This window comes from Gluconobacter sp. Dm-62 (assembly GCF_018256155.1).
Lineage (GTDB): Bacteria > Pseudomonadota > Alphaproteobacteria > Acetobacterales > Acetobacteraceae > Gluconobacter.
This window is the reverse complement of record NZ_JAERLY010000002.1, coordinates 368,990-386,690: the sequence shown is the minus strand read 5'-3', so window position 1 is coordinate 386,690 and position 17,701 is coordinate 368,990. Positions and strand designations below refer to the sequence as shown.

Below are 17,701 nucleotides of genomic sequence, written 5' to 3'. Positions count from 1 at the left end.
ATGGAAAACAAGATGACTGCCACTACCGAGAAACTTGACGCCGTTCTCCAGAATGTCGACGCCCATCTGGACACTTCGGTTTCACGTCTTTTCGAGCTTCTTCGTATCCCGAGCATTTCCACACAGCCTGCACATGCAGCTGATTGCCGAAAAGCTGCTGACTGGATGCGACACGAACTCGAAAGTCTGGGAATGAAGGCAGACATTCGTGATGTCCATTGGGCCGCGCCAGGTCATCCGATGGTCGTCGGTCATGACAAGGGCACTAAAGGCAAGGACGAACGTCCGCATGTCCTGTTTTATGGCCATTATGATGTTCAGCCGACAGATCCGGAATCGCTGTGGAAGGCCCCTCCATTTGATCCGCAATTGATCGAAGAGCCCTCAGGCCGCAAAGTGATCGTGGCCCGGGGAGCAAGTGACGACAAAGGGCAGGTGATGACCTTTCTTGAGGCCTGCCGGGCCTGGAAACAGGTTACCGGTTCGCTGCCAGTCAAAGTGAGCGTGCTTCTGGAAGGCGAAGAGGAGTGTGGCGGCTCGAACCTTTTTCCGTTTCTCAAAGCAAACGCTGCTGAACTGAAAGCGGATGTGGCGCTTGTCTGTGACACGTCGATGGCGGATCGGAAAACGCCAGGTATCACGACATCCCTGCGTGGCATGATCGCCGAAGAAGTGCTCATTCAATGTGCCAGTCATGATCTTCATTCAGGTCTGTATGGCAATGCGGCCTCCAATCCAATCGCCGTCCTCTGCCAGGCTCTGGCAACGCTCCGAAATGCCGAGGGCGGGGTGACACTCCCGGGTTTCTATGACGGTATTCAGGAACCAGCTCCTGCGACACGTGCGCAGTGGAGCAAACTCTTCCCCAATGACCAGTCACTGCTTGATGAGGCAGGGCTTTCAGTTGCCGCAGGCGAAAAAGCCTATAGCGCGATCGAGCAGACATGGTGCCGCCCAAGCTGTGAAATCAATGGTATTTCCGGTGGCTATGAAGACGAGGGCTTCAAGACCGTTCTGCCTGCAAAAGCCATGGCAAAAGTCTCATTCCGGCTGGTGCCTGGACAGGATCCTGACCGTATCCGCGAGGCATTCCGCAACCATATTCGAGCCGCATTACCTTCGGACGCCCGTGTAACCTTTACAGGGCATGGTGGGTCTCCAGGCTTCGAAGTCTCCCGTGACAGCCGCTTTCTCGCGCCAGCGCTGAAAGCCTTGACGGATGAATGGGGCGTGCCTGCCGCAACAGTCGGGTCCGGCGGCTCCATACCAGTGGCCGGCGAAGTTCGGGATGCTCTGGGGCTGGATGCTCTCATGATTGGTTTTGCCCAGAATGACGACCGGATTCACTCCCCGAACGAGCAGTACGGGCTGGACTCCTTTCACAAGGGCATCCGCTCCTGGGTGCGCGTGATTGCGGCGCTGGCAGACGCGGGCTGATGCTGAATACCTCCGCACCGCTGGCCCTGACGCTGGGTGACCCTGCGGGTATCGGACCTCAACTTGCTGTAGAGGCGTGGCGTAGGCTTCGGATCTCGGGAGAGGGGACGTTTTTCTGGCTGGGCGATCCACGCCTGATTGAACAGGCGGTTCCTGTAACCCGGATTGAAACACCGGAAGAGGCGGCTACGGTTTTCGCCGACAGCCTGCCAGTTCTTCCGGTCTCCTGTGTGGCGAATGTCAGCCCGGGACAGCCGGATCCACGTAACGCCGAGGCGACAATCAGCAGTATTCGTCTGGCTGTTGAATATGCCTTGGCGGGTCGGGCCGGCGGGGTTGTGACGAACCCGATCGCCAAGCACATTCTTGCTGCAGCGGGATTTCCGTATCCGGGCCATACGGAGTTTCTGGCGGCCCTGTGTAGCATGCCGGGGGAAGAGATCATGATGCTGGCGTCACCGCAGCTCAGGGTCGTTCCGGCAACCGTTCATGTCTCGCTTCGAAAGGCTCTCGATACGCTGACGACTGATCGCATCGTCAGTGTGGCCTCGACCGCAGACGCTGCGTTGAAACGTGATTTCGGGCTTGTGGCGCCGCGTCTGGCGATTGCGGGGCTGAACCCGCATGCCGGTGAGCATGGCATAATGGGGGACGAGGAAATCACGATCATTCAGCCGGCGATCGAGAGGCTTCGGGCGCAAGGAATCATCTGCCAGGGCCCAATGCCGCCGGACACGATGTTCAGCGTTAACGCCCGGCCGAATTACGATGTTGCGATCTGTATGTATCACGATCAGGCGCTTATTCCGCTCAAGACGCTTGATATGGCGGAAGGCGTGAATGTGACGCTGGGACTGCCGATCATCCGCACATCGCCCGATCACGGCACGGCTTTCGATATCGCCGGGCCTGTGACGGAAACATGCCGGGCCGATGTATCCAGTCTTCTGGCCGCCATCCGTCTGGCTGGCGAAATGAGCACGTATCGGGAAGGAAAGAGGTCATGATCCGTCTTGGAGTGAATATCGATCACGTCGCCACGCTACGCAATGCCAGAGGCGGCACGTTCCCGGATCCGGTATCAGCGGCTGAACTGGCCATTGCGTCAGGAGCGGACGGGATCACGGCGCATCTGCGGGAAGATCGTCGTCATATCCGCGATGCCGACATGCCGCGTCTCAAAGCGCTTTCCGCACCGCTGAACTTCGAAATGGCCGCAACAGACGAGATGGTCCGGATCGCCTGTGGCCTTCGTCCCCATGCCTGCTGTCTGGTTCCCGAAAAACGGCAGGAGGTTACGACCGAAGGCGGACTGGATGTCATGGGTCAGCGAGCCTCTCTGGCGCCCCGGATTGCACGACTGAAGGACGCGGGGATCCGTGTCTCGCTCTTCATTGACCCTGATGCACGACAGATCGAGACTGCGGCAGCGCTGGGAGCCTGCGTTGTGGAGCTTCACACCGGGGCTTACGCTCTGGGTGGGGCGCAGGAACTGGAGCGCCTGCAGGCAGCAGCGAAGACCGTTGCGACATGTGGCCTGGAGCTGCATGCCGGGCATGGACTAACTTACGGGAATGTAGGCCCGATTGCCGCACTGATTGGTCTTGCCGAACTGAATATCGGCCATTTCCTGATTGGACAGGCGATTTTCGATGGGCTGGGGCCAGCCTTCCGAAAAATGAAAAGCCTTATCAACAGCTAAAAAAAAGCCGGGACGATTATCATCCCGGCTTTTTGGCTCACTTGACCGGCTGGATAACCGGCTGTGTGTCGTCCTTGGTGAATTTCGGAACATATTTCCCGGACTGATCGGAATACGTCGCCGAACCACTCTGGGCCGGGGTACGGGGCGGATGGAAGCCGGAAACAGGACCGAACGGCCCGGCATTTATGCGACGCATCGTGGATTCACGCTGACGGGCACAACCACGGGTGATGATGGAGCAGATACCATCTGTCCCGATATATTCGTCATCATTCCCGGTGTAATGAACTTCTGAAACCCGGTCATGATCCATACGGACAAGCATACGACATGCCGTACCGCCGCCGCCCAAGGCAGACTGATAGATGCTGATGGCAGACTGGACGGGAATGAAACCGGAATCGGCAGGCATGGTCGGAAGCGCCATGGTTCCATCATACTGCCAGAGTTCGGTCGTATCGTTCAGCTTCTTCGTGCTGCCCGGGATGCCGGCACAGGCCTGAAGGTCGTAGCTGGTCATGCCCACCATTTCGAACTGGGCCTTGTGGGCACTACGGGAATCAAAATAACCGCATCCGGACAGGGCGGCGGTAGCCGTCAGGGCAACGAACATGCGTGTAAAAACGGGGCGCATCATGTCTCCTTTGCGCGTAGGGGGAGCAGACTGCAGACCCGGAACGATGCATGACGAACAGGTCACAATCACATGTGAAGTGCCCTGTTTCTACAACAGCATCCCGAACGGGGATAGAGGAAGCGGGTTCCTTTGTTCCGGATGATGGGTTAGAGGGCAGTTCCCTTGCATCACAGGAATGCCACCAATGGCCGATATGACCCCATCCGAGGTGACACGCCTCCAGACCACGCTGCAGCGCCTGCTCGGGTCCCCGAAGCTCACCGTCAACAAGCCCAGCCGCAAGGGCATGAGCGTTGAACTGGCCGTTTCAGGAGAAGTCATCGGAACAGTTCACCGCGATGAAGATGAAGGCGAAATCTCCTACGCCATTCACATCACGGTTCTGGAAGAAGATCTGCCAGCAGCCTGAGACTTCAGGCTGCATGCGCCGGGGCGGGCATTTCGAATCGCGTGATCTTCCAGCCCCAGTGCTCGAATTTCATGTGCAGAACGAACGGCGTCTGCCCCGGCTGATCCAGACTGGCTTCAAATTTTCCAGCGCTCACAAAATGGGCATGCATGGAATGCCACATTCCGAGCCAGCCTGATGTCGACGCTTCACGTGGCATGACCTGATGGGCAGTGGTCATCAGTGTTGCCGGTGTCAGATGGGTGTCAATGGCATTGGATACGACCTGCCCGGCAAATGAGCTCCCGAATCCCGGAAGATCGTCATCGGCTGGCGCTGCGGGGGAGAACTGTTCCTTGAGGCAGTGACTCAGCGACGCCCAGTCCACATGCGGGGCAAGGCGCGACGGATTATTGCCGCTCATGGCCCGGTCGATATCCCACAGAGCGAGATAGGGCGACACGGCATAGGCTGCCAGAACGGCGCCTGCGCTGACACCAAGTCCCTGCCATGCCCGCGGCATAGCTCTGCGAAAACCGTTTTTCATGATGACTTCTCTGCTCGGGTCCTGCGAGACACCAGGACAGTGATGGACGATAATCACGCTAACGTCTTTCATGTGGGAAAGTCAGCAATTATCATCATTCCATGGACATGAATTTTTCCGACCACGAGCTGGAACGGTATTCCCGCCACATTCTCCTGCCGCAGGTCGGAGCCACGGGACAGGCACGGCTGCGCGATGCCTCTGTGCTGATAATTGGCGCGGGAGGCCTCGGGGCTCCCCTGCTTCAGCAGCTTGCCGCTTCAGGAGTCGGACATATCGGGATCATGGATCATGACCGCGTGGATCTCAGCAATCTTCAGCGGCAGGTGCTATATGGCACAGACGATATCGGGCAATTCAAGGTGGAAGCAGCCGCTCGGCGGCTGAAAGACCTGAACCCGCTCGTACAGGTCCGTCCGTATCCCTTTTGTGCAAGTGCGACGACACTGGATGAACTGGTGCCGCTCTATGATCTGGTCTGTGATGGCACTGACAATTTCAAGACAAGGCTGGCCGTATCCGATGCATGTGTTCGTCACGGCAGGTCTCTGGTCTCCGGTGCTGTGCAGGGTTTTTCGGGGCAACTGGCCGTATTCCGCCCCCAAAAAGGTGGCCCTTGTTATCGCTGCCTGTTTCCTGAAGCGGAAAAGACTGCGGCCCCTAACTGTGGAATGTCGGGTGTTCTTGGAGCGGCCACGGGCGTGATGGGAAGCCTGATGGCTGTGGAAGTCATGCGGGAAATCATCGGGTTGGAGGGGGCCGACGAAACGCGCATGACCATGTGGGATGCCCTGTCGGGCACGATGAACAGTTTTGTGCTGAACCGTGATCCGCACTGCCCGGTGCATCATGACGATCTGGCGCACGCATGAGCCGACCGATGTTCCTCACTCTGGCTGATGATTCCTGGCAGCGCGCCCATTATGCTCTGGTCGTCGCGGCCGGTGGCCTCTCGCTCGGGCGGGATGTAACGATTTTTGCTGGCGGAAAAAGCGTTCTGGCATTGACCCCGGACTGGAGAGCGCTTCAGGGCGTCATTTCAGACAGCGAGCTTGAAATTCGCGGGATCGCGGGCTTCGGGGAACTAAGGGACGCGGTGCTGGATCTCGGGGCAACGGTTATGGCCTGTGAGGCCGGTCTGAGGATGGCAGGCCTGTCTGGGAAGGACCTGCTGGACGGAGTGACTGTGCGGGGAATTGTCAGCTTTCTCGAACTGGCGGGAGACAATCCCGTCCTTGCGCTGTAAGTTTTCCTCAGAGACACGATTTTAGGATGTCTTTCCCGTTTTGATGACTTGCCCAAACCGTCGGCCCTTGGCAGGGATGCGCTCATGAGAATGTCAGTCCTCCCTCTGCGTCCCGTTACCAGCCGTTCCGCTCTTCTTCGTGCGCTTCTGGCCGGCACGGTCCTGTTCGCCGCTCCCGGCGCATGGGCAGCCCATCACCATAAAAAGCACGGAGAGGTCGCCGCGAAGACCGCGGACAAGCATGGGCCCGCTAAAAAGCATCATAAGGCTGATGCTTCAAAGCCTGTGGCACCGGCTGCGAAGCACAAGGCGGCACATCATACTGCCCTGAAACATGCGGCTCCGGCTGTTGCGGCGGCCGCTGCCGTCGGTGCAGCAGGTGCGGCGGTAGCGGATCAGCCGGCAACTCCTGCCGTCCCGCCAGTGCCCGAAAATACGGACAAGGGCAGCAACACTGGCCTTCCGTTGCCACGTTACGCCGCCCTCCGGGCCGACAAGGTCTATATGCGTCGTGGCCCCGGTGACCGCTATCCGATTGATTGGGTCTATCATCGCCGTGGCCTGCCCGTGGAAATCGAACGCGAGTTCGATGTGTGGCGGCTTGTGGAAGATTCTGACGGCCAGAAGGGCTGGGTGCATCAGGCGACGCTTTATGGCAGCCGGACCTTTGTTATTCCGGGCCTGCCTCCCGAAGGTGTGAAGGCCCAGACCGGTGAGGCCAGCGCGCAGGCAGGCGACCATATTGGTAAGGCCGATGCCCGTATTCTTGCCCGTGTCGCCACTCAGGATGAAGCGAGGGCACATAAAAATGATGTGCTCCTCATGAGCCATCCGGAAGAAGATAGCAGCGTCATCGCGGTGCTGGAGCAGGGAACGGTGGGCAACATCAAGCTGTGCCCCCAGAACTCCCAGTGGTGCCGGGTGAGCGTGAAGGGCTACGAGGGCTGGCTGCCCCGCCGTCTTTTCTGGGGGCTTCTCCCGGGCGAGACGATTCAACCAAACTGATTTTTCGATCGAGGACGCCGTATATGACATCGAGTTCCCATCACCGCCGCACGCGGATCGTCGCAACTCTGGGCCCGGCTTCATCCTCGCCTGAGATGATCCTTTCCCTCGCGCAGGCCGGTGTGAATGTCTTCCGGCTCAATTTCTCTCATGGTGCCCACGAAGATCACGGTGAGCGTCATGCCGCCATCCGCGCTGCCGAAGAGAAGGTCGGGCATCCGCTGGCCATTCTTGCGGATCTTCAGGGACCGAAACTGCGTGTCGGCGTGTTTGAAAACGGCCCGGTCATTCTTGAGGAAGGCAAGCCGTTCCGCCTGGATCTTGACCGGACGCCCGGCACAATCTCGCGCGTCTGTCTGCCGCATCCTGAAATCATTTCTGCCGCCAAGGCAGGCAGCCATCTTCTGCTGGATGACGGCAAGCTCAAGCTGCGTGTCGTGAATGTCGGCGAAGGCTTCCTCGAAACCGTCGTGATCGTGGGTGGCAAGCTTTCAGAGCGCAAGGGCGTCAATGTCCCGGACGTGACACTGCCCATTCCGGCGCTAACTGAAAAAGATCGCCGTGATTTCGACTTCGCGCTGTCGCTTGGCGTGGATTTTGTGGCGCTTTCGTTCGTCCAGCGCCCCGAAGATGTTCGGGAAGCCCGCGAGATTGCAGCCGGTCGTGCGGCGATCGTGACCAAGCTCGAAAAGCCGCAGGCGATGGATGATCTGGCTGCCATTGTGCATCTGTCGGATGCGATCATGGTGGCGCGTGGCGATCTGGGCGTGGAACTGCCGCCTGAGGAAGTTCCGGTTGCGCAGAAGCGCGCGATTGCCGAAGCCCGAAAGCAGTGCCGCCCGGTGATCGTGGCGACGCAGATGCTGGAGAGCATGATTGAGAGCCCGACCCCGACACGGGCCGAAGTCTCTGACGTGTCCAACGCCGTTTATGATGGCGCGGATGCAGTCATGCTTTCTGCGGAAAGCGCCGCAGGAAAGTATCCTCTGGAAGCCGTGTCTATGATGGTGCGGATTGCAGAGCGGGTCGAGCAGGATCACGAATGGCGCATCCGTATGGACCGCCTGCGTCCGGTACCGGACGAAACCGTTCAGTGCGCAATCGTTCAGGCAGCATGGCAGGTCAGCAGCACGCTGCACGCAGGTGCCATTGCATCCCACACCCGCAGCGGCGGTGGCGCGATGCGTATGGCCCGGGAGCGGCCCCATTGCCCGATTATCGCCCTGACACCGGAACTGGACGTCGCACGGCGCCTCTGCGTTGTGTGGGGAACATTCCCGCATGTGGTGGATCGTGAACAGACCGCCCATGGTATTGAAGATCTTGCTGGCCCAGCCGCTGAACTCGCGCGCAGCATGGGCTTCTGCAAGACCGGGGACCGGGTGCTCGTTCTGGCTGGATTGCCCTATGGTCATTCCGGCAGCACGAATACCCTGCGGGTCGTCACAGCCTGAAAATAAGGCCTGGCGGTTCTCGATAAGAGTCCGGCGGATGGCGCGTCCGCGCTCTATCCGACTTGTAATGGCTGCCTCGTCACCAGTTCGGATAGCATCGGCCATTGCCTGTGTGTCAGCGACGAACTTGTCGAGCGTCCCCAGAAGCGCCTCCCGATTGGCGAGGAAAATATCCCGCCACATGACAGGGTCCGAAGCTGCAATCCGTGTAAAATCCCGAAACCCAGACGCAGCATAGTCCAGAACGGCAGCACGAATTTCTTCAGACAGATTGTCAGCAGTATCGCAGATCGTGAATGCCAGAAGATGGGGCAGATGGCTGACCATGGCGCAGATCCTGTCGTGCTTTTCATCCGACAGAATTTTCGTTCTGGCTCCGCACAGCGTCCAAAGCTTCTCGATTGTGGTAACCGCATCAGGGTTCGCCCCCTCGGGAGGCACCAGCAACGCCCAGCGATTCTCAAAAAGGGTTGAAAAACCGGCATCCGGCCCTGAATGCTCGGTTCCAGCCATCGGATGCCCCGGAACATATGCAACATTCTCGGGCAGAATTGCCTGAAGCGTCGGGCCTAGCTGTCCTCGCACGGAAGCAACATCCGTCAGAATGCTCCCGGGCCTCATATGCGGGAGGAGTTTCCGGGCAACTGCCTCCACAGCGCCAACGGGCACGCAGATCATGACGCAGTCCGCCTGCGCAGCAACGGCAAGGTCGGACGTCGTGACATCCGCAATGCCAAGTTCGAGAACCCGCTTGAGAACATGAGGGTTCGAATCAGCCGCAATTAGGGTTTCGGCAATTACGCCTGTCTCGCGGGCCCGACGAAGGACAGATGAGCCAATCAGGCCGGGGCCGACAACTGCGAGAGACCGGAAGAGGGGTGTCATAGGACTTTTGGCGCTGCTGCGAAGGAATTATCCCCGGACTTCTTTCCGTCGCGGGACGTTGCCTCTTTCTTGATATTACCGGCCAGAGCAGTCACCGCGGGGGCGATGACATTCATGCGGGCCGGAGCAGGAGGAGGCTCACTCTTCGCGACCGATGCAGGACGCTCATGTCGAAGCCGACGCATTTCAATGAACTGCCAGACCAGCAGAACCGGGATGCCGATTAGAATGTCGCGCCCACGTCGCAGCAGGGAAAGACTAAGGGAGATTTCCGCATCGATACCGAAAATCATGCCCAATGCGACATAGGCCGCTTCCTGCACACCCAGTGCTCCAGGGACAAGAAAACCCGCCGACATGATACCGCAGACCACACCCTCAATGGCGACGGATGAGAAAAATCCGACATGCGCGCCCAAGAGCTGAAGCGCCAGCCACGTCATGGCAGCACTACCCATCCAGCATACCAGGTGACAGAACGCTCCAAGGGAAATGCGATCCGGACGGCTCCAAAGGCTCTCAAGCCGGGATTGGAAGGCGTCAGTATTCCCGATCAGCGCGTTACGCCACTCAGACGCGATATGGCGTCCCAGGAACATGGCGACCTTGCGTATCATCGCGCCGCCACGCTGCTGGGTCCAGATAAAACCAGAAATTCCAACGCTCAGAAGCGCCATACCGCCGATGAGTGGCCAAAAAAATCTGGCTGCGCCGTGATGACCGACAAGACAGAGTAGCGCGATCAGAACAAAAGCAATCTGCCCCAGAACCTCCGTCGTGATGTCCACCAGATTGGCTGCGACACCTTCTGGCCAGTGAAGTTCTTCGCCTTCTTCGGTTCTTGGATCAACGCCGGCCAGTGTGGCACGCACTCCAATGACCATGCCGCCGAGCTGAGAGAACGGCAGGCAGGCTCCCGCACTGTCACGAACGAGGCGTGCGCCCATGAGGCGTTTCATACCAAGAATGGGAACCGCAGCATGCCATGCAATTCCAAGACCGATGTCGATCAGGAGTTGGAAGGCCGCGAGAAGCAGGAAGCCACCAACGCCGACTTTGGAAAGCGCTTCCATGACGGGATGAATACCCGCTTTGGCCGCAATGAAGGTGAACAGGGCCACCCCGAGAAGGGAAAGGAGAACTGGGAGAGTTTTTTTCAACGTCTTCGTCACATGCCGTTTGCACACGCTCTATCGCACACAGGGTGAATATTCCACCCTTGCAGACGCTTTCCCCGAAAAGCCAGGGGGATTATGCTGTCACACATTGCTACCTTTTTTTGCTGATGACCCAAGGAGACTCTGCCACCATGAACGATGTCACACTCGTTACGGGGGCTACCGGGTTCGTCGGCTCCGCCGTCGCCCGCGTCCTTGAAGAACGTGGACACCGCCTCAGGCTTCTCGTCCGGCCGACATCCGATCGTTCAAATATTGCGGAGCTTGACGCGGAAATTGTGGTCGGTGACCTCTCCGATCCCGGGACGCTTGCGCCCGCACTAAGAAACGTCAAAACCCTTTTCCACGTTGCCGCCGATTACCGACTCTGGGTTCCGGATCCGGAAATCATGATGAAGGCCAACGTGGAAGGCACCCGCAACCTGATGCTGGCTGCCCTCGAAGCCGGTGTGGAAAAAATCATTTACTGCTCGTCGGTTGCGGCCCTGGGTCTGCGATATGACGGGGTCCCGGCGGACGAGGCGACGCCGGTTTCCGAGAGCCAGGTCATCGGGATCTACAAGCTTTCGAAATATCGTGCAGAGCAGGAAGTCCTGCGTCTGGTACGCGAGAAAAATCTTCCTGCCATTATCGTCAACCCGTCCACGCCGGTTGGCCCACGAGACATCAAGCCAACGCCAACGGGGCAGATGATCCTCGACTGCGCCAGCGGGAACATGCCGGCCTATGTCGAGACCGGCCTGAACATCGTCCATGTCGACGACGTGGCCGAAGGGCATGCGCTGGCACTGGAGCGAGGAAAGATCGGCGAAAAATATATTCTCGGTGGCGAGAATATCATGCTGGGCGATCTGTTCCGGATGGTGAGTATGATTGCTGGCGTAAAGCCCCCTGGCATCAAGCTCAAGCAGTCCTGGCTCTATCCGGTGGCCCTCGTCTCCGAATGGCTGGCGCGCGGGTTTGGTATCGAGCCGCGGGTCACACGCGAGACGCTGGCCATGTCCAGGAAACTGATGTTCTTCTCGTCCGACAAAGCGAAAAAAGAGCTCGGATATGCTCCACGCCCGGCCCGAGATGCCGTGACAGACGCAATCGCCTGGTTCCGCCAGCATGGACGGATGAAATAATGCTCTTCGGAACTGCACTGACCAGCCTGGGAGCCTGGATCTATCTTTCGCTGTTCCATGGGACATTCTGGCAGAAAGGCCCCATTCTCGATCAAAAGCCTACACCGGTCTCAGCACCGGACGTGGCCGTCGTTGTCCCAGCACGTGACGAGGCTGAGTCCATCCGCGAATGCTTGGCTTCGCTTCTGGAGCAGGATTATGACGGCAAACTGGCCGTCATTCTGGTGGACGACGAAAGCACGGACGGAACCGGCGATATCGCGCGTAGTCTGCCTGACCCGAAGCAGCGTTTGACCGTCATCAGCGGGAAGAAACGGCCGGCTGGGTGGAGTGGCAAGCTATGGGCCATCCATCAGGGGGAACAGGAAGCCCTGACGCGGATTGGCCCTTACGGCTACATCCTGCTGACAGACGCAGATATCATGCATGCGCCAGGTCATCTTGCCTCTCTGGTCGCCAAGGCGCGGGAGGATGATCTGGATCTTGTCTCGGAGATGGTCGCACTCAACTGCGAAAGCAGCGCGGAGCGATTTCTGGTCCCGGCTTTCGTCTATTTCTTTGCCATGCTCTATCCGTTTTCACGGATTGCAAGCGAGCATTCCCGGATCGCTGGTGCAGCGGGAGGGACAATCCTTCTGCGGCGGCGTGCTCTGGAGAGGATTGGCGGGATTAACGCGCTGCGTGGGGCACTGATTGACGACTGCACGCTTGCCGCGCATGTGAAGCGCTCAGGCGGGCGTCTCTATCTCGGCCATAGTGCACTGGCGTGGTCCATCAGACCTTATCGCGGGATGAAAGACGTCTGGGACATGATCGCCCGGACGGCCTATGTGCAACTTCGGTATTCGCCGCTGCTTCTGATTGCAACGATCATCGGGATGGCCATCATCTGGCTCCTGCCAGTTGCTCTAACAGTGTTTGGTAAAGGACGGGAACGCCGGGTCGGGCTTCTGACCTATCTGCTCTCCTGCCTGACTTTTGTGCCGACCCTGCGTCGTTTTGGTCTGCCTTTGTGGCGTGCTATTCCCCTTCCACTTGTTGCCGCGTTCTATATGGCGGCGACCATTGGCTCAGCCCTCGACCATCATCGCGGGGTCGGCGTTCGGTGGAAAAATCGTTCCTACACGGATGAAACATCGTGACAGACAACATCTGGGGGACGAAAGACGTCACCTCTGCCAAAGGCAAATCCGACGAAAATTTTCCCGTCGGTTCATTCCTGATCGCACCAAGGCTTAGGCCTTACGTCCACACCTACTATAATTTCGCGCGCGTCGCGGATGACATGGTGGACACGACTGAGCTCACACCTGCCGAAAAAATCGCTCGACTCAGAGGAATGGCGGCCGTCATCCGGGGCGAAATCACCGCGCCACAGCGCGCCGATGCCCAGACGGCGGTCAAACTTCGTGACGTCCTTCTCCAGACGGGTGTGCCGCTGGAGACCGCGACGGATCTGCTCGAAGCGTTCTGCATGGATGCGGAAAAGACCCGTTATGAGAGCTGGGACGAGTTGCTGCATTACTGCAAATATTCAGCAAATCCCGTGGGCCGTTTCCTGCTCCTGCTTCACGGCGAGGGCGAGGAGACACTCGCACCATCCGACGCGCTGTGTTCCGCGCTTCAGGTGGTCAACCATCTTCAGGACGTTGCGGACGATCTGAAGACTCTTGATCGCTGCTATGTTCCGCTGCCGTGGCTGGAAGAGGAGGGCGTCTGTCTGGATGATCTGCGTCTGGTGCGCAGCAAGCCAGGGGTCCGTCGCGTGTTTGACCGGATGCTGGATGGTGTGGACGCCCTCAACAGGAGCGCCCGGATCCTGCCGCTTCTGGTCAGGGATCGCCGGATGCGGCTTGAAGCGGCCGTTATTGTCGAACTTTGCCATATCCTGACAGCACGTCTGCGTCGGCAGGACCCGCTGCTCGAACGTGTCGCCCTGACAAAATCGGATGGCGCGAAAGCTCTGTTCCGGGCTCTGCGCTATTTCCCTGCCGCTGGCTGAGCCAGAACGACAGGGAGAGCTGGGCCAGATCAGGCGATGATCTGGTCCAGTGCGGTACAGAACGTCTTCATTTCATCCATGGAGCCGACAGTGATCCGCGAGGCGTTAGGCCAAACAGGCCAGGACCGTCCGATCACGATATTCTGCTTCAGGAACGCATCCTTGATAGGCTCCGCCGGCTTCTTCCAGTCGATAACAAACATGTTTGCATCTGACGGGATGAAGTGAATGCCACGCTTGCGCAGATGCTGGAACGTCATGCTCCGGGCCGCAATCATTTCCTGACGACGGGCTACGATAGCGGATTTCATGGTCAGGCTCATCGTGCCACAGGCCATGGCCGGAACCGGAAGCATCGCGGTTGCGCTCTTGCCATCATAGCGCATCATGCTCTCATGCAGATCGGGCCTGGCAAATGTCAGGCCAAGACGCATCCCCGCCATGGCGAACATCTTGGAGAAGGTCCGTAGGACGACAACATCCTTGTTCTTGGCGACCAATTCAACTGCGCTCGGCGCACCCGAAAAATGGATATAGGCTTCATCAACCAGAACAACTGAGCCCTTCGGCTTGTTCTCAACAAGCCATGCGATGTCGCGAAGCGGCGTGAGGGTGCCAGTCGGGTTGTTGGGGGAGCAGATGTAGTAAACGCCAGCATTGGGATCTGCAGCCAGCATGGCCCGCACATCGGTGCGATAGCCATTTTTGGCCACCAGTGGCACCCGGGCAAGGGGGATTTTCAACCAGTCCGCTGCCACCCAGCCAGCTTCATAGCTCGGATCCGCCGTGACAAGCCCACGCGTAGGCGAACAGAACGTGACGATCGCACGGGCAAGGGGGTCGGATGATCCGCACCACGTCATGACATGGCTCTCGGGGATCGCCTCCACATCCGATGCAGCTTTGACCAGATCATCGCGCATGTGACCGGTCGGATCATAGCGGTTGCTCTGGAAAACGGACGAGGCACCAGCCTGCGCGGCTTCCGGGAACGGTCCCGTCCAGCACTCATTGCTTCCGAGGCGCGTCATGCCCTCGAAATTGATACCTGATGGCAGAATGCCGGCATGTGCAGATTTCGTCATCGCATGGACGGTCGCGCCCGCTGCCAGAAGCGTGGCGATCCGTCCGAAGCTGCGACGGGAGTATCCCCGGGCAAGAAGGTCGCTACGGGCGGCGGGAGAGAGGGGACTGGTCATTATGGGCCATACTCCAGACTAGGGCCGGAACATGTTAATTCCGAAACGTTTTCCCTGTCAAAGCAGGCCCGGAAGATATTTTCAGTATTCTTCCTGCTGGCCGGGCAGGGGCACGGAAGTCGGCTTTCCGGGAGATCCCGCATACGTCAGCAGGAGAACGGTCTGGCTGTCTCCGGTTACCCCGCGATGAACGTCGTTAACCGACTCCGCAAAGGCTTCACCTTGATGGAAGGTCCGCCTTTTGCCGCTCTGCCGATCCTCGATTGTAAGGGTTCCTTCCAGCACATATCCGGCGTTCGGATAGGGGTGAACATGCCAGGGCAGCGCGGAATGCGCCGGGATGGTCAATCGGATCATGCTCAGCATCGGACGTGTCGTCGGATAATGATCGTAAGGCGTGCCATTCCAGGAGTGATCATCCGCGAGAAGATGATCGGCGTGTCCACTGGCCGTCGTGGGGGGCGACATCTGTGCTAAAGCGAGCGGCGCCGAAAAGGCTCCACCCACGAGCACTCCGGCAAGAAGGGCTGTGGTCTTCAGAGGGGAAAATTGCATGGTGGAAGACTCCTTTTCAGGTGTTGCCTTTTGGCATCACCTTAACGCATGGCAGCCCTTTCCGTTCAGGTCATCTTTGTCTCGCGGGGATTTGAGGTTAGAACCCTGATCTTCTGGAACAAGACAGGGGACGGACATGGTTTTCAGCAGGATGCGCGCTTCTTCCGGTCTTCCCTGCGCGCAGGCCGATCTGGACCATGTCGAGAGGATTGTTACCGCTTCGGGGACATCCTTTGCCCGCGGGATGCGCATTCTTCCCACGGACCGGCGTCAGGCGATGTTCGCGGTCTATGCGTTCTGCCGCCAGGTGGACGACATTGCGGATGGTGACGCTGGCGTCGCGGACCCGATGGCGGCCCTTCAGGACTGGCATCGCCGGATCGACCAGCTCTACGAAGGTGTGGCCTCGGATGCGCTCGATCGCATCCTGATCGTGGCCATCCATCGCTATCAGCTTCAGGCCAAGGATTTTCATGACGTTATTGACGGCATGGCCATGGACTGCGGCGCGCCGATCGTAGCGCCCGATGAAGCCACGCTTGATCTATACTGTGACAGGGTAGCCTCGGCGGTCGGGCGGCTTTCGGTCTGTGTGTTTGGAGATGCCTCGGACAATGCCAGGCGTGTGGCATACCATCTGGGACGCGCACTCCAGCTGACCAACATCCTGCGTGACATTGCCGAGGATGCCGAAAGAGGCAGACTATACCTTCCCGCCGAGCTCCTGACCCGCTTCGATGTTGCCAAGGATCCGAAGGAAGCGCTCTACGCCCATGGTCTGGACAATGTGGCGCGTATTCTTGCCCAGCGGGCGAAGGACCATTTCCGTGAGGCCCGGGATTCCATGCGACTGTGCGACAGCACTGCAATGCGCCCAGCCCGCATGATGGCGGCGTCCTATGCGCCCATCCTCTCCGCGCTGGAAAAACGTGGATGGAAAACGCCGGATATCGCGCCAAAAGTCTTCAAACCCTGGAGGCAGCTGCGCACCCTCGCAGCGTATGTGAAGTAAGACCCATGAGCCATGTCCACATCATCGGCGGTGGTCTGGCAGGCCTCTCCGCCGCAATCGAACTCGCGGCGCAGGCTCGTGTCACGGTCTATGAAGCAGGGCCGGCCTGTGGTGGCCGGGCGCGTTCGTTTCATGACCGCTCTCTCAATGCCCGGATCGATAACGGCAATCATCTCATCCTGTCGTCCAACGATCTGACATTCCGCTATCTGGACATCATCGGCGCACGTCATACCCTGACGGGGCCGGGACTGCCGATCTTTCCATATTACGACCTTGAAGACAGTCTTGCCTGGACCTTGCGCTTATCGAAGGGAAAGCTTCCCTTCTGGGCGCTTCCCGGCGGACGCCGCGTTCCGGGCATGAAGTTGTCCGAGCTCGCTTCTCTGGGGCGTTTCCTGCGTGCGGGCGACAGCACGACTGTGGACACCTGCCTGAGTTCCGGGCAACTGAGCCGCAGGCTGCTGGTGCCCTTTGCGATTTCCGTCCTTAATACGGATATCCATACTGGTAGTGCGAAACTGCTTGGAAATGTCATCCGCAAATCCCTCGCGAAAGGCGGAATGGCCTGCTGCCCATGGTTTCCGGCGGTTGGTCTCTCCGAGACACTCATCGATCCGGCCTTGGCTTATCTGAAGCGCTTTCACGGCGAAGTCCGTACGGGCATTCGCGTCAGTGGCATCGAACAGCAGAATGGCCGTGCAACAGCGCTCGAAACAGCTGAGGGACGCATTGAACTTGGCCCCGAAGATCAGGTTATCATGGCCGTGCCTGGGCCGGTTGCGCAGTCCCTTCTTCCGGGACTGAAAGCTCCGGATGCTTTTGAAAGCATCGCGAACGCGCATTTCCGCCTTCCCGCAGCCGTTCAGGCGCGCGGTGTTGTGGCACAGGCCGGGTTCGTAGGGCTGGTGGGCGGCATTTCGGAATGGATTTTCCTTAAGGGAGACATCCTGTCCGTCACCGTCAGTGCGGCCAATCGCTATGCCGATCGCCAGAACAGCGAACTGCTGGCCACGATCTGGTCCGAGATCCGGCGCGCACTTGATCCTGTCCTGTCACAATCGCTTCCGGTTGCCATGCCACCCGCACGTCTGGTCTGGGAAAAGCGGGCGACATTCGCCGCGACACCCGAGCAGAACCGCCTGCGTCCGGGCCCCCGCACGGATCTCGTGAATCTGGCTCTGGCCGGGGACTGGACCGACACCGGACTGCCATCCACGATCGAAGGATCCATCCAGTCAGGCCTTCAGGCTGTTGCTGCGCTGGGCTTCCGCTCGGCCGTTGAAAACACAGGATCGTGATGAGCGCTCTCGCAGTCATGATT

At 59.0% G+C, this 17,701-nt stretch carries 18 protein-coding genes and 1 pseudogene; 13 read left to right on the top strand and 6 right to left on the bottom strand.

Features of this window, described 5'->3' with window-relative positions:
• Positions 1-12: 12 nt before the first annotated feature.
• From JK202_RS03560 to JK202_RS03550, 3 genes are read left to right on the top strand one after another with little or no spacing between them, the layout of a single operon-like run.
• The gene (locus JK202_RS03560; protein WP_249199576.1) at positions 13-1,437 is read left to right on the top strand and encodes a M20/M25/M40 family metallo-hydrolase; all 1,425 of its coding nucleotides are present in this window, start codon (positions 13-15) and stop codon (positions 1,435-1,437) included.
• On the top strand, positions 1,437-2,444 hold the full coding sequence (gene pdxA, locus JK202_RS03555; RefSeq protein ID WP_211558208.1) for a 4-hydroxythreonine-4-phosphate dehydrogenase PdxA: 1,008 nt from the start codon (positions 1,437-1,439) through the stop codon (positions 2,442-2,444). The genes JK202_RS03560 and pdxA overlap by 1 nt, the downstream gene beginning before the upstream one ends.
• Positions 2,441-3,139 (top strand): pyridoxine 5'-phosphate synthase, encoded by a 699-nt coding sequence (locus tag JK202_RS03550; RefSeq protein ID WP_211558206.1) that lies wholly within the window; start codon positions 2,441-2,443, stop codon positions 3,137-3,139. Before pdxA ends, JK202_RS03550 begins: the two co-directional genes overlap by 4 nt.
• A 37-nt stretch (positions 3,140-3,176) precedes the next feature.
• Here JK202_RS03550 and JK202_RS03545 read toward each other — a convergent pair whose 3' ends face one another.
• A complete protein-coding gene (locus JK202_RS03545; protein WP_211558710.1) occupies positions 3,177-3,776 on the bottom strand; it encodes a hypothetical protein in 600 nt (199 codons plus the stop codon).
• A 187-nt stretch (positions 3,777-3,963) separates the two neighbouring features.
• On the opposite strand from JK202_RS03545, the gene JK202_RS03540 reads away from it, so the two are divergent.
• Complete coding sequence (locus tag JK202_RS03540) at positions 3,964-4,188, top strand: DUF3126 family protein (RefSeq protein ID WP_206033499.1); 225 nt, start codon at positions 3,964-3,966, stop codon at positions 4,186-4,188.
• Positions 4,189-4,192: 4 nt separating this feature from the next.
• Here JK202_RS03540 and JK202_RS03535 read toward each other — a convergent pair whose 3' ends face one another.
• The gene (locus tag JK202_RS03535; RefSeq protein WP_211558204.1) at positions 4,193-4,714 is read right to left on the bottom strand and encodes a DUF2939 domain-containing protein; all 522 of its coding nucleotides are present in this window, start codon (positions 4,712-4,714) and stop codon (positions 4,193-4,195) included.
• A 101-nt stretch (positions 4,715-4,815) separates the two neighbouring features.
• On the opposite strand from JK202_RS03535, the gene JK202_RS03530 reads away from it, so the two are divergent.
• The 4 genes from JK202_RS03530 (at position 4,816) to pyk (ending at position 8,419) form a co-directional block, all read left to right on the top strand.
• The gene (locus JK202_RS03530) at positions 4,816-5,586 is read left to right on the top strand and encodes a HesA/MoeB/ThiF family protein (protein ID WP_211558202.1); all 771 of its coding nucleotides are present in this window, start codon (positions 4,816-4,818) and stop codon (positions 5,584-5,586) included.
• Positions 5,583-5,960 (top strand): DsrE family protein, encoded by a 378-nt coding sequence (locus JK202_RS03525; RefSeq protein WP_211558200.1) that lies wholly within the window; start codon positions 5,583-5,585, stop codon positions 5,958-5,960. The genes JK202_RS03530 and JK202_RS03525 overlap by 4 nt, the downstream gene beginning before the upstream one ends.
• 84 nt (positions 5,961-6,044) lie before the next feature.
• Positions 6,045-6,965 (top strand): SH3 domain-containing protein, encoded by a 921-nt coding sequence (locus JK202_RS03520; RefSeq protein WP_211558198.1) that lies wholly within the window; start codon positions 6,045-6,047, stop codon positions 6,963-6,965.
• 23 nt (positions 6,966-6,988) lie between these two features.
• The gene (pyk, locus tag JK202_RS03515) at positions 6,989-8,419 is read left to right on the top strand and encodes a pyruvate kinase (RefSeq protein WP_211558196.1); all 1,431 of its coding nucleotides are present in this window, start codon (positions 6,989-6,991) and stop codon (positions 8,417-8,419) included.
• Positions 8,420-8,425: 6 nt separating this feature from the next.
• Here the strand turns inward: pyk and JK202_RS03510 are convergent.
• Positions 8,426-9,304 (bottom strand): annotated as a pseudogene (locus tag JK202_RS03510) (prephenate dehydrogenase/arogenate dehydrogenase family protein); the annotation flags it as partial.
• Entirely contained in the window at positions 9,301-10,476 is a 1,176-nt protein-coding gene (locus JK202_RS03505; protein WP_211558194.1) for an HpnL family protein, read from the bottom strand. The gene JK202_RS03505 and the pseudogene JK202_RS03510, both read right to left, overlap by 4 nt.
• 137 nt (positions 10,477-10,613) lie before the next feature.
• Between JK202_RS03505 and hpnA the strand changes: the two genes are divergently transcribed.
• The 3 genes from hpnA to hpnC are packed head-to-tail and all read left to right on the top strand — an operon-like array spanning position 10,614 to position 13,611.
• Complete coding sequence (gene hpnA, locus JK202_RS03500; protein WP_211558193.1) at positions 10,614-11,609, top strand: hopanoid-associated sugar epimerase; 996 nt, start codon at positions 10,614-10,616, stop codon at positions 11,607-11,609.
• A complete protein-coding gene (locus JK202_RS03495) occupies positions 11,609-12,751 on the top strand; it encodes a glycosyltransferase (RefSeq protein ID WP_211558191.1) in 1,143 nt (380 codons plus the stop codon). Before hpnA ends, JK202_RS03495 begins: the two co-directional genes overlap by 1 nt.
• Complete coding sequence (hpnC, locus tag JK202_RS03490; protein ID WP_211558189.1) at positions 12,748-13,611, top strand: squalene synthase HpnC; 864 nt, start codon at positions 12,748-12,750, stop codon at positions 13,609-13,611. Before JK202_RS03495 ends, hpnC begins: the two co-directional genes overlap by 4 nt.
• Positions 13,612-13,640: 29 nt before the next feature.
• Here hpnC and JK202_RS03485 read toward each other — a convergent pair whose 3' ends face one another.
• Both JK202_RS03485 and JK202_RS03480 read right to left on the bottom strand, forming a co-directional pair.
• Positions 13,641-14,810 (bottom strand): pyridoxal phosphate-dependent aminotransferase, encoded by a 1,170-nt coding sequence (locus JK202_RS03485; protein ID WP_211558187.1) that lies wholly within the window; start codon positions 14,808-14,810, stop codon positions 13,641-13,643.
• Between the two features lie 81 nt (positions 14,811-14,891).
• Positions 14,892-15,365, bottom strand: a complete 474-nt coding sequence (locus JK202_RS03480; protein WP_211558185.1) for a cupin domain-containing protein — start codon at positions 15,363-15,365, stop codon at positions 14,892-14,894.
• A 136-nt stretch (positions 15,366-15,501) separates the two neighbouring features.
• Here JK202_RS03480 and hpnD point away from each other — a divergent pair, with 136 nt between their 5' ends.
• Together hpnD and hpnE are read left to right on the top strand one after the other, a co-directional pair.
• On the top strand, positions 15,502-16,377 hold the full coding sequence (hpnD, locus tag JK202_RS03475; RefSeq protein ID WP_211558183.1) for a presqualene diphosphate synthase HpnD: 876 nt from the start codon (positions 15,502-15,504) through the stop codon (positions 16,375-16,377).
• 5 nt (positions 16,378-16,382) lie between these two features.
• Positions 16,383-17,678: a hydroxysqualene dehydroxylase HpnE gene (gene hpnE / locus JK202_RS03470; RefSeq protein ID WP_211558181.1), complete on the top strand. Its 1,296-nt coding sequence runs from the start codon at positions 16,383-16,385 to the stop codon at positions 17,676-17,678.
• Positions 17,679-17,701: the final 23 nt, after the last annotated feature.

What these genes read in the sequence shown, in the direction of transcription:
- JK202_RS03550 (WP_211558206.1), top strand. Translation starts at nt 2,441, where the DNA reads ATGATCCGTCTTGGAGTGAATATCGATCACGTCGCCACGCTACGCAAT.
- JK202_RS03530 (WP_211558202.1), top strand. Translation starts at nt 4,816, where the DNA reads ATGGACATGAATTTTTCCGACCACGAGCTGGAACGGTATTCCCGCCAC.
- JK202_RS03520 (WP_211558198.1), top strand. Translation starts at nt 6,045, where the DNA reads ATGAGAATGTCAGTCCTCCCTCTGCGTCCCGTTACCAGCCGTTCCGCT.
- hpnA (WP_211558193.1), top strand. Translation starts at nt 10,614, where the DNA reads ATGAACGATGTCACACTCGTTACGGGGGCTACCGGGTTCGTCGGCTCC.
- JK202_RS03485 (WP_211558187.1), bottom strand. Translation starts at nt 14,810, where the DNA reads ATGACCAGTCCCCTCTCTCCCGCCGCCCGTAGCGACCTTCTTGCCCGG.
- pdxA (WP_211558208.1), top strand. Translation starts at nt 1,437, where the DNA reads ATGCTGAATACCTCCGCACCGCTGGCCCTGACGCTGGGTGACCCTGCG.
- pyk (WP_211558196.1), top strand. Translation starts at nt 6,989, where the DNA reads ATGACATCGAGTTCCCATCACCGCCGCACGCGGATCGTCGCAACTCTG.
- JK202_RS03495 (WP_211558191.1), top strand. Translation starts at nt 11,609, where the DNA reads ATGCTCTTCGGAACTGCACTGACCAGCCTGGGAGCCTGGATCTATCTT.
- JK202_RS03540 (WP_206033499.1), top strand. Translation starts at nt 3,964, where the DNA reads ATGGCCGATATGACCCCATCCGAGGTGACACGCCTCCAGACCACGCTG.
- JK202_RS03560 (WP_249199576.1), top strand. Translation starts at nt 13, where the DNA reads ATGACTGCCACTACCGAGAAACTTGACGCCGTTCTCCAGAATGTCGAC.
- JK202_RS03480 (WP_211558185.1), bottom strand. Translation starts at nt 15,365, where the DNA reads ATGCAATTTTCCCCTCTGAAGACCACAGCCCTTCTTGCCGGAGTGCTC.
- JK202_RS03535 (WP_211558204.1), bottom strand. Translation starts at nt 4,714, where the DNA reads ATGAAAAACGGTTTTCGCAGAGCTATGCCGCGGGCATGGCAGGGACTT.
- JK202_RS03545 (WP_211558710.1), bottom strand. Translation starts at nt 3,776, where the DNA reads ATGCGCCCCGTTTTTACACGCATGTTCGTTGCCCTGACGGCTACCGCC.
- hpnE (WP_211558181.1), top strand. Translation starts at nt 16,383, where the DNA reads ATGAGCCATGTCCACATCATCGGCGGTGGTCTGGCAGGCCTCTCCGCC.
- hpnD (WP_211558183.1), top strand. Translation starts at nt 15,502, where the DNA reads ATGGTTTTCAGCAGGATGCGCGCTTCTTCCGGTCTTCCCTGCGCGCAG.
- JK202_RS03525 (WP_211558200.1), top strand. Translation starts at nt 5,583, where the DNA reads ATGAGCCGACCGATGTTCCTCACTCTGGCTGATGATTCCTGGCAGCGC.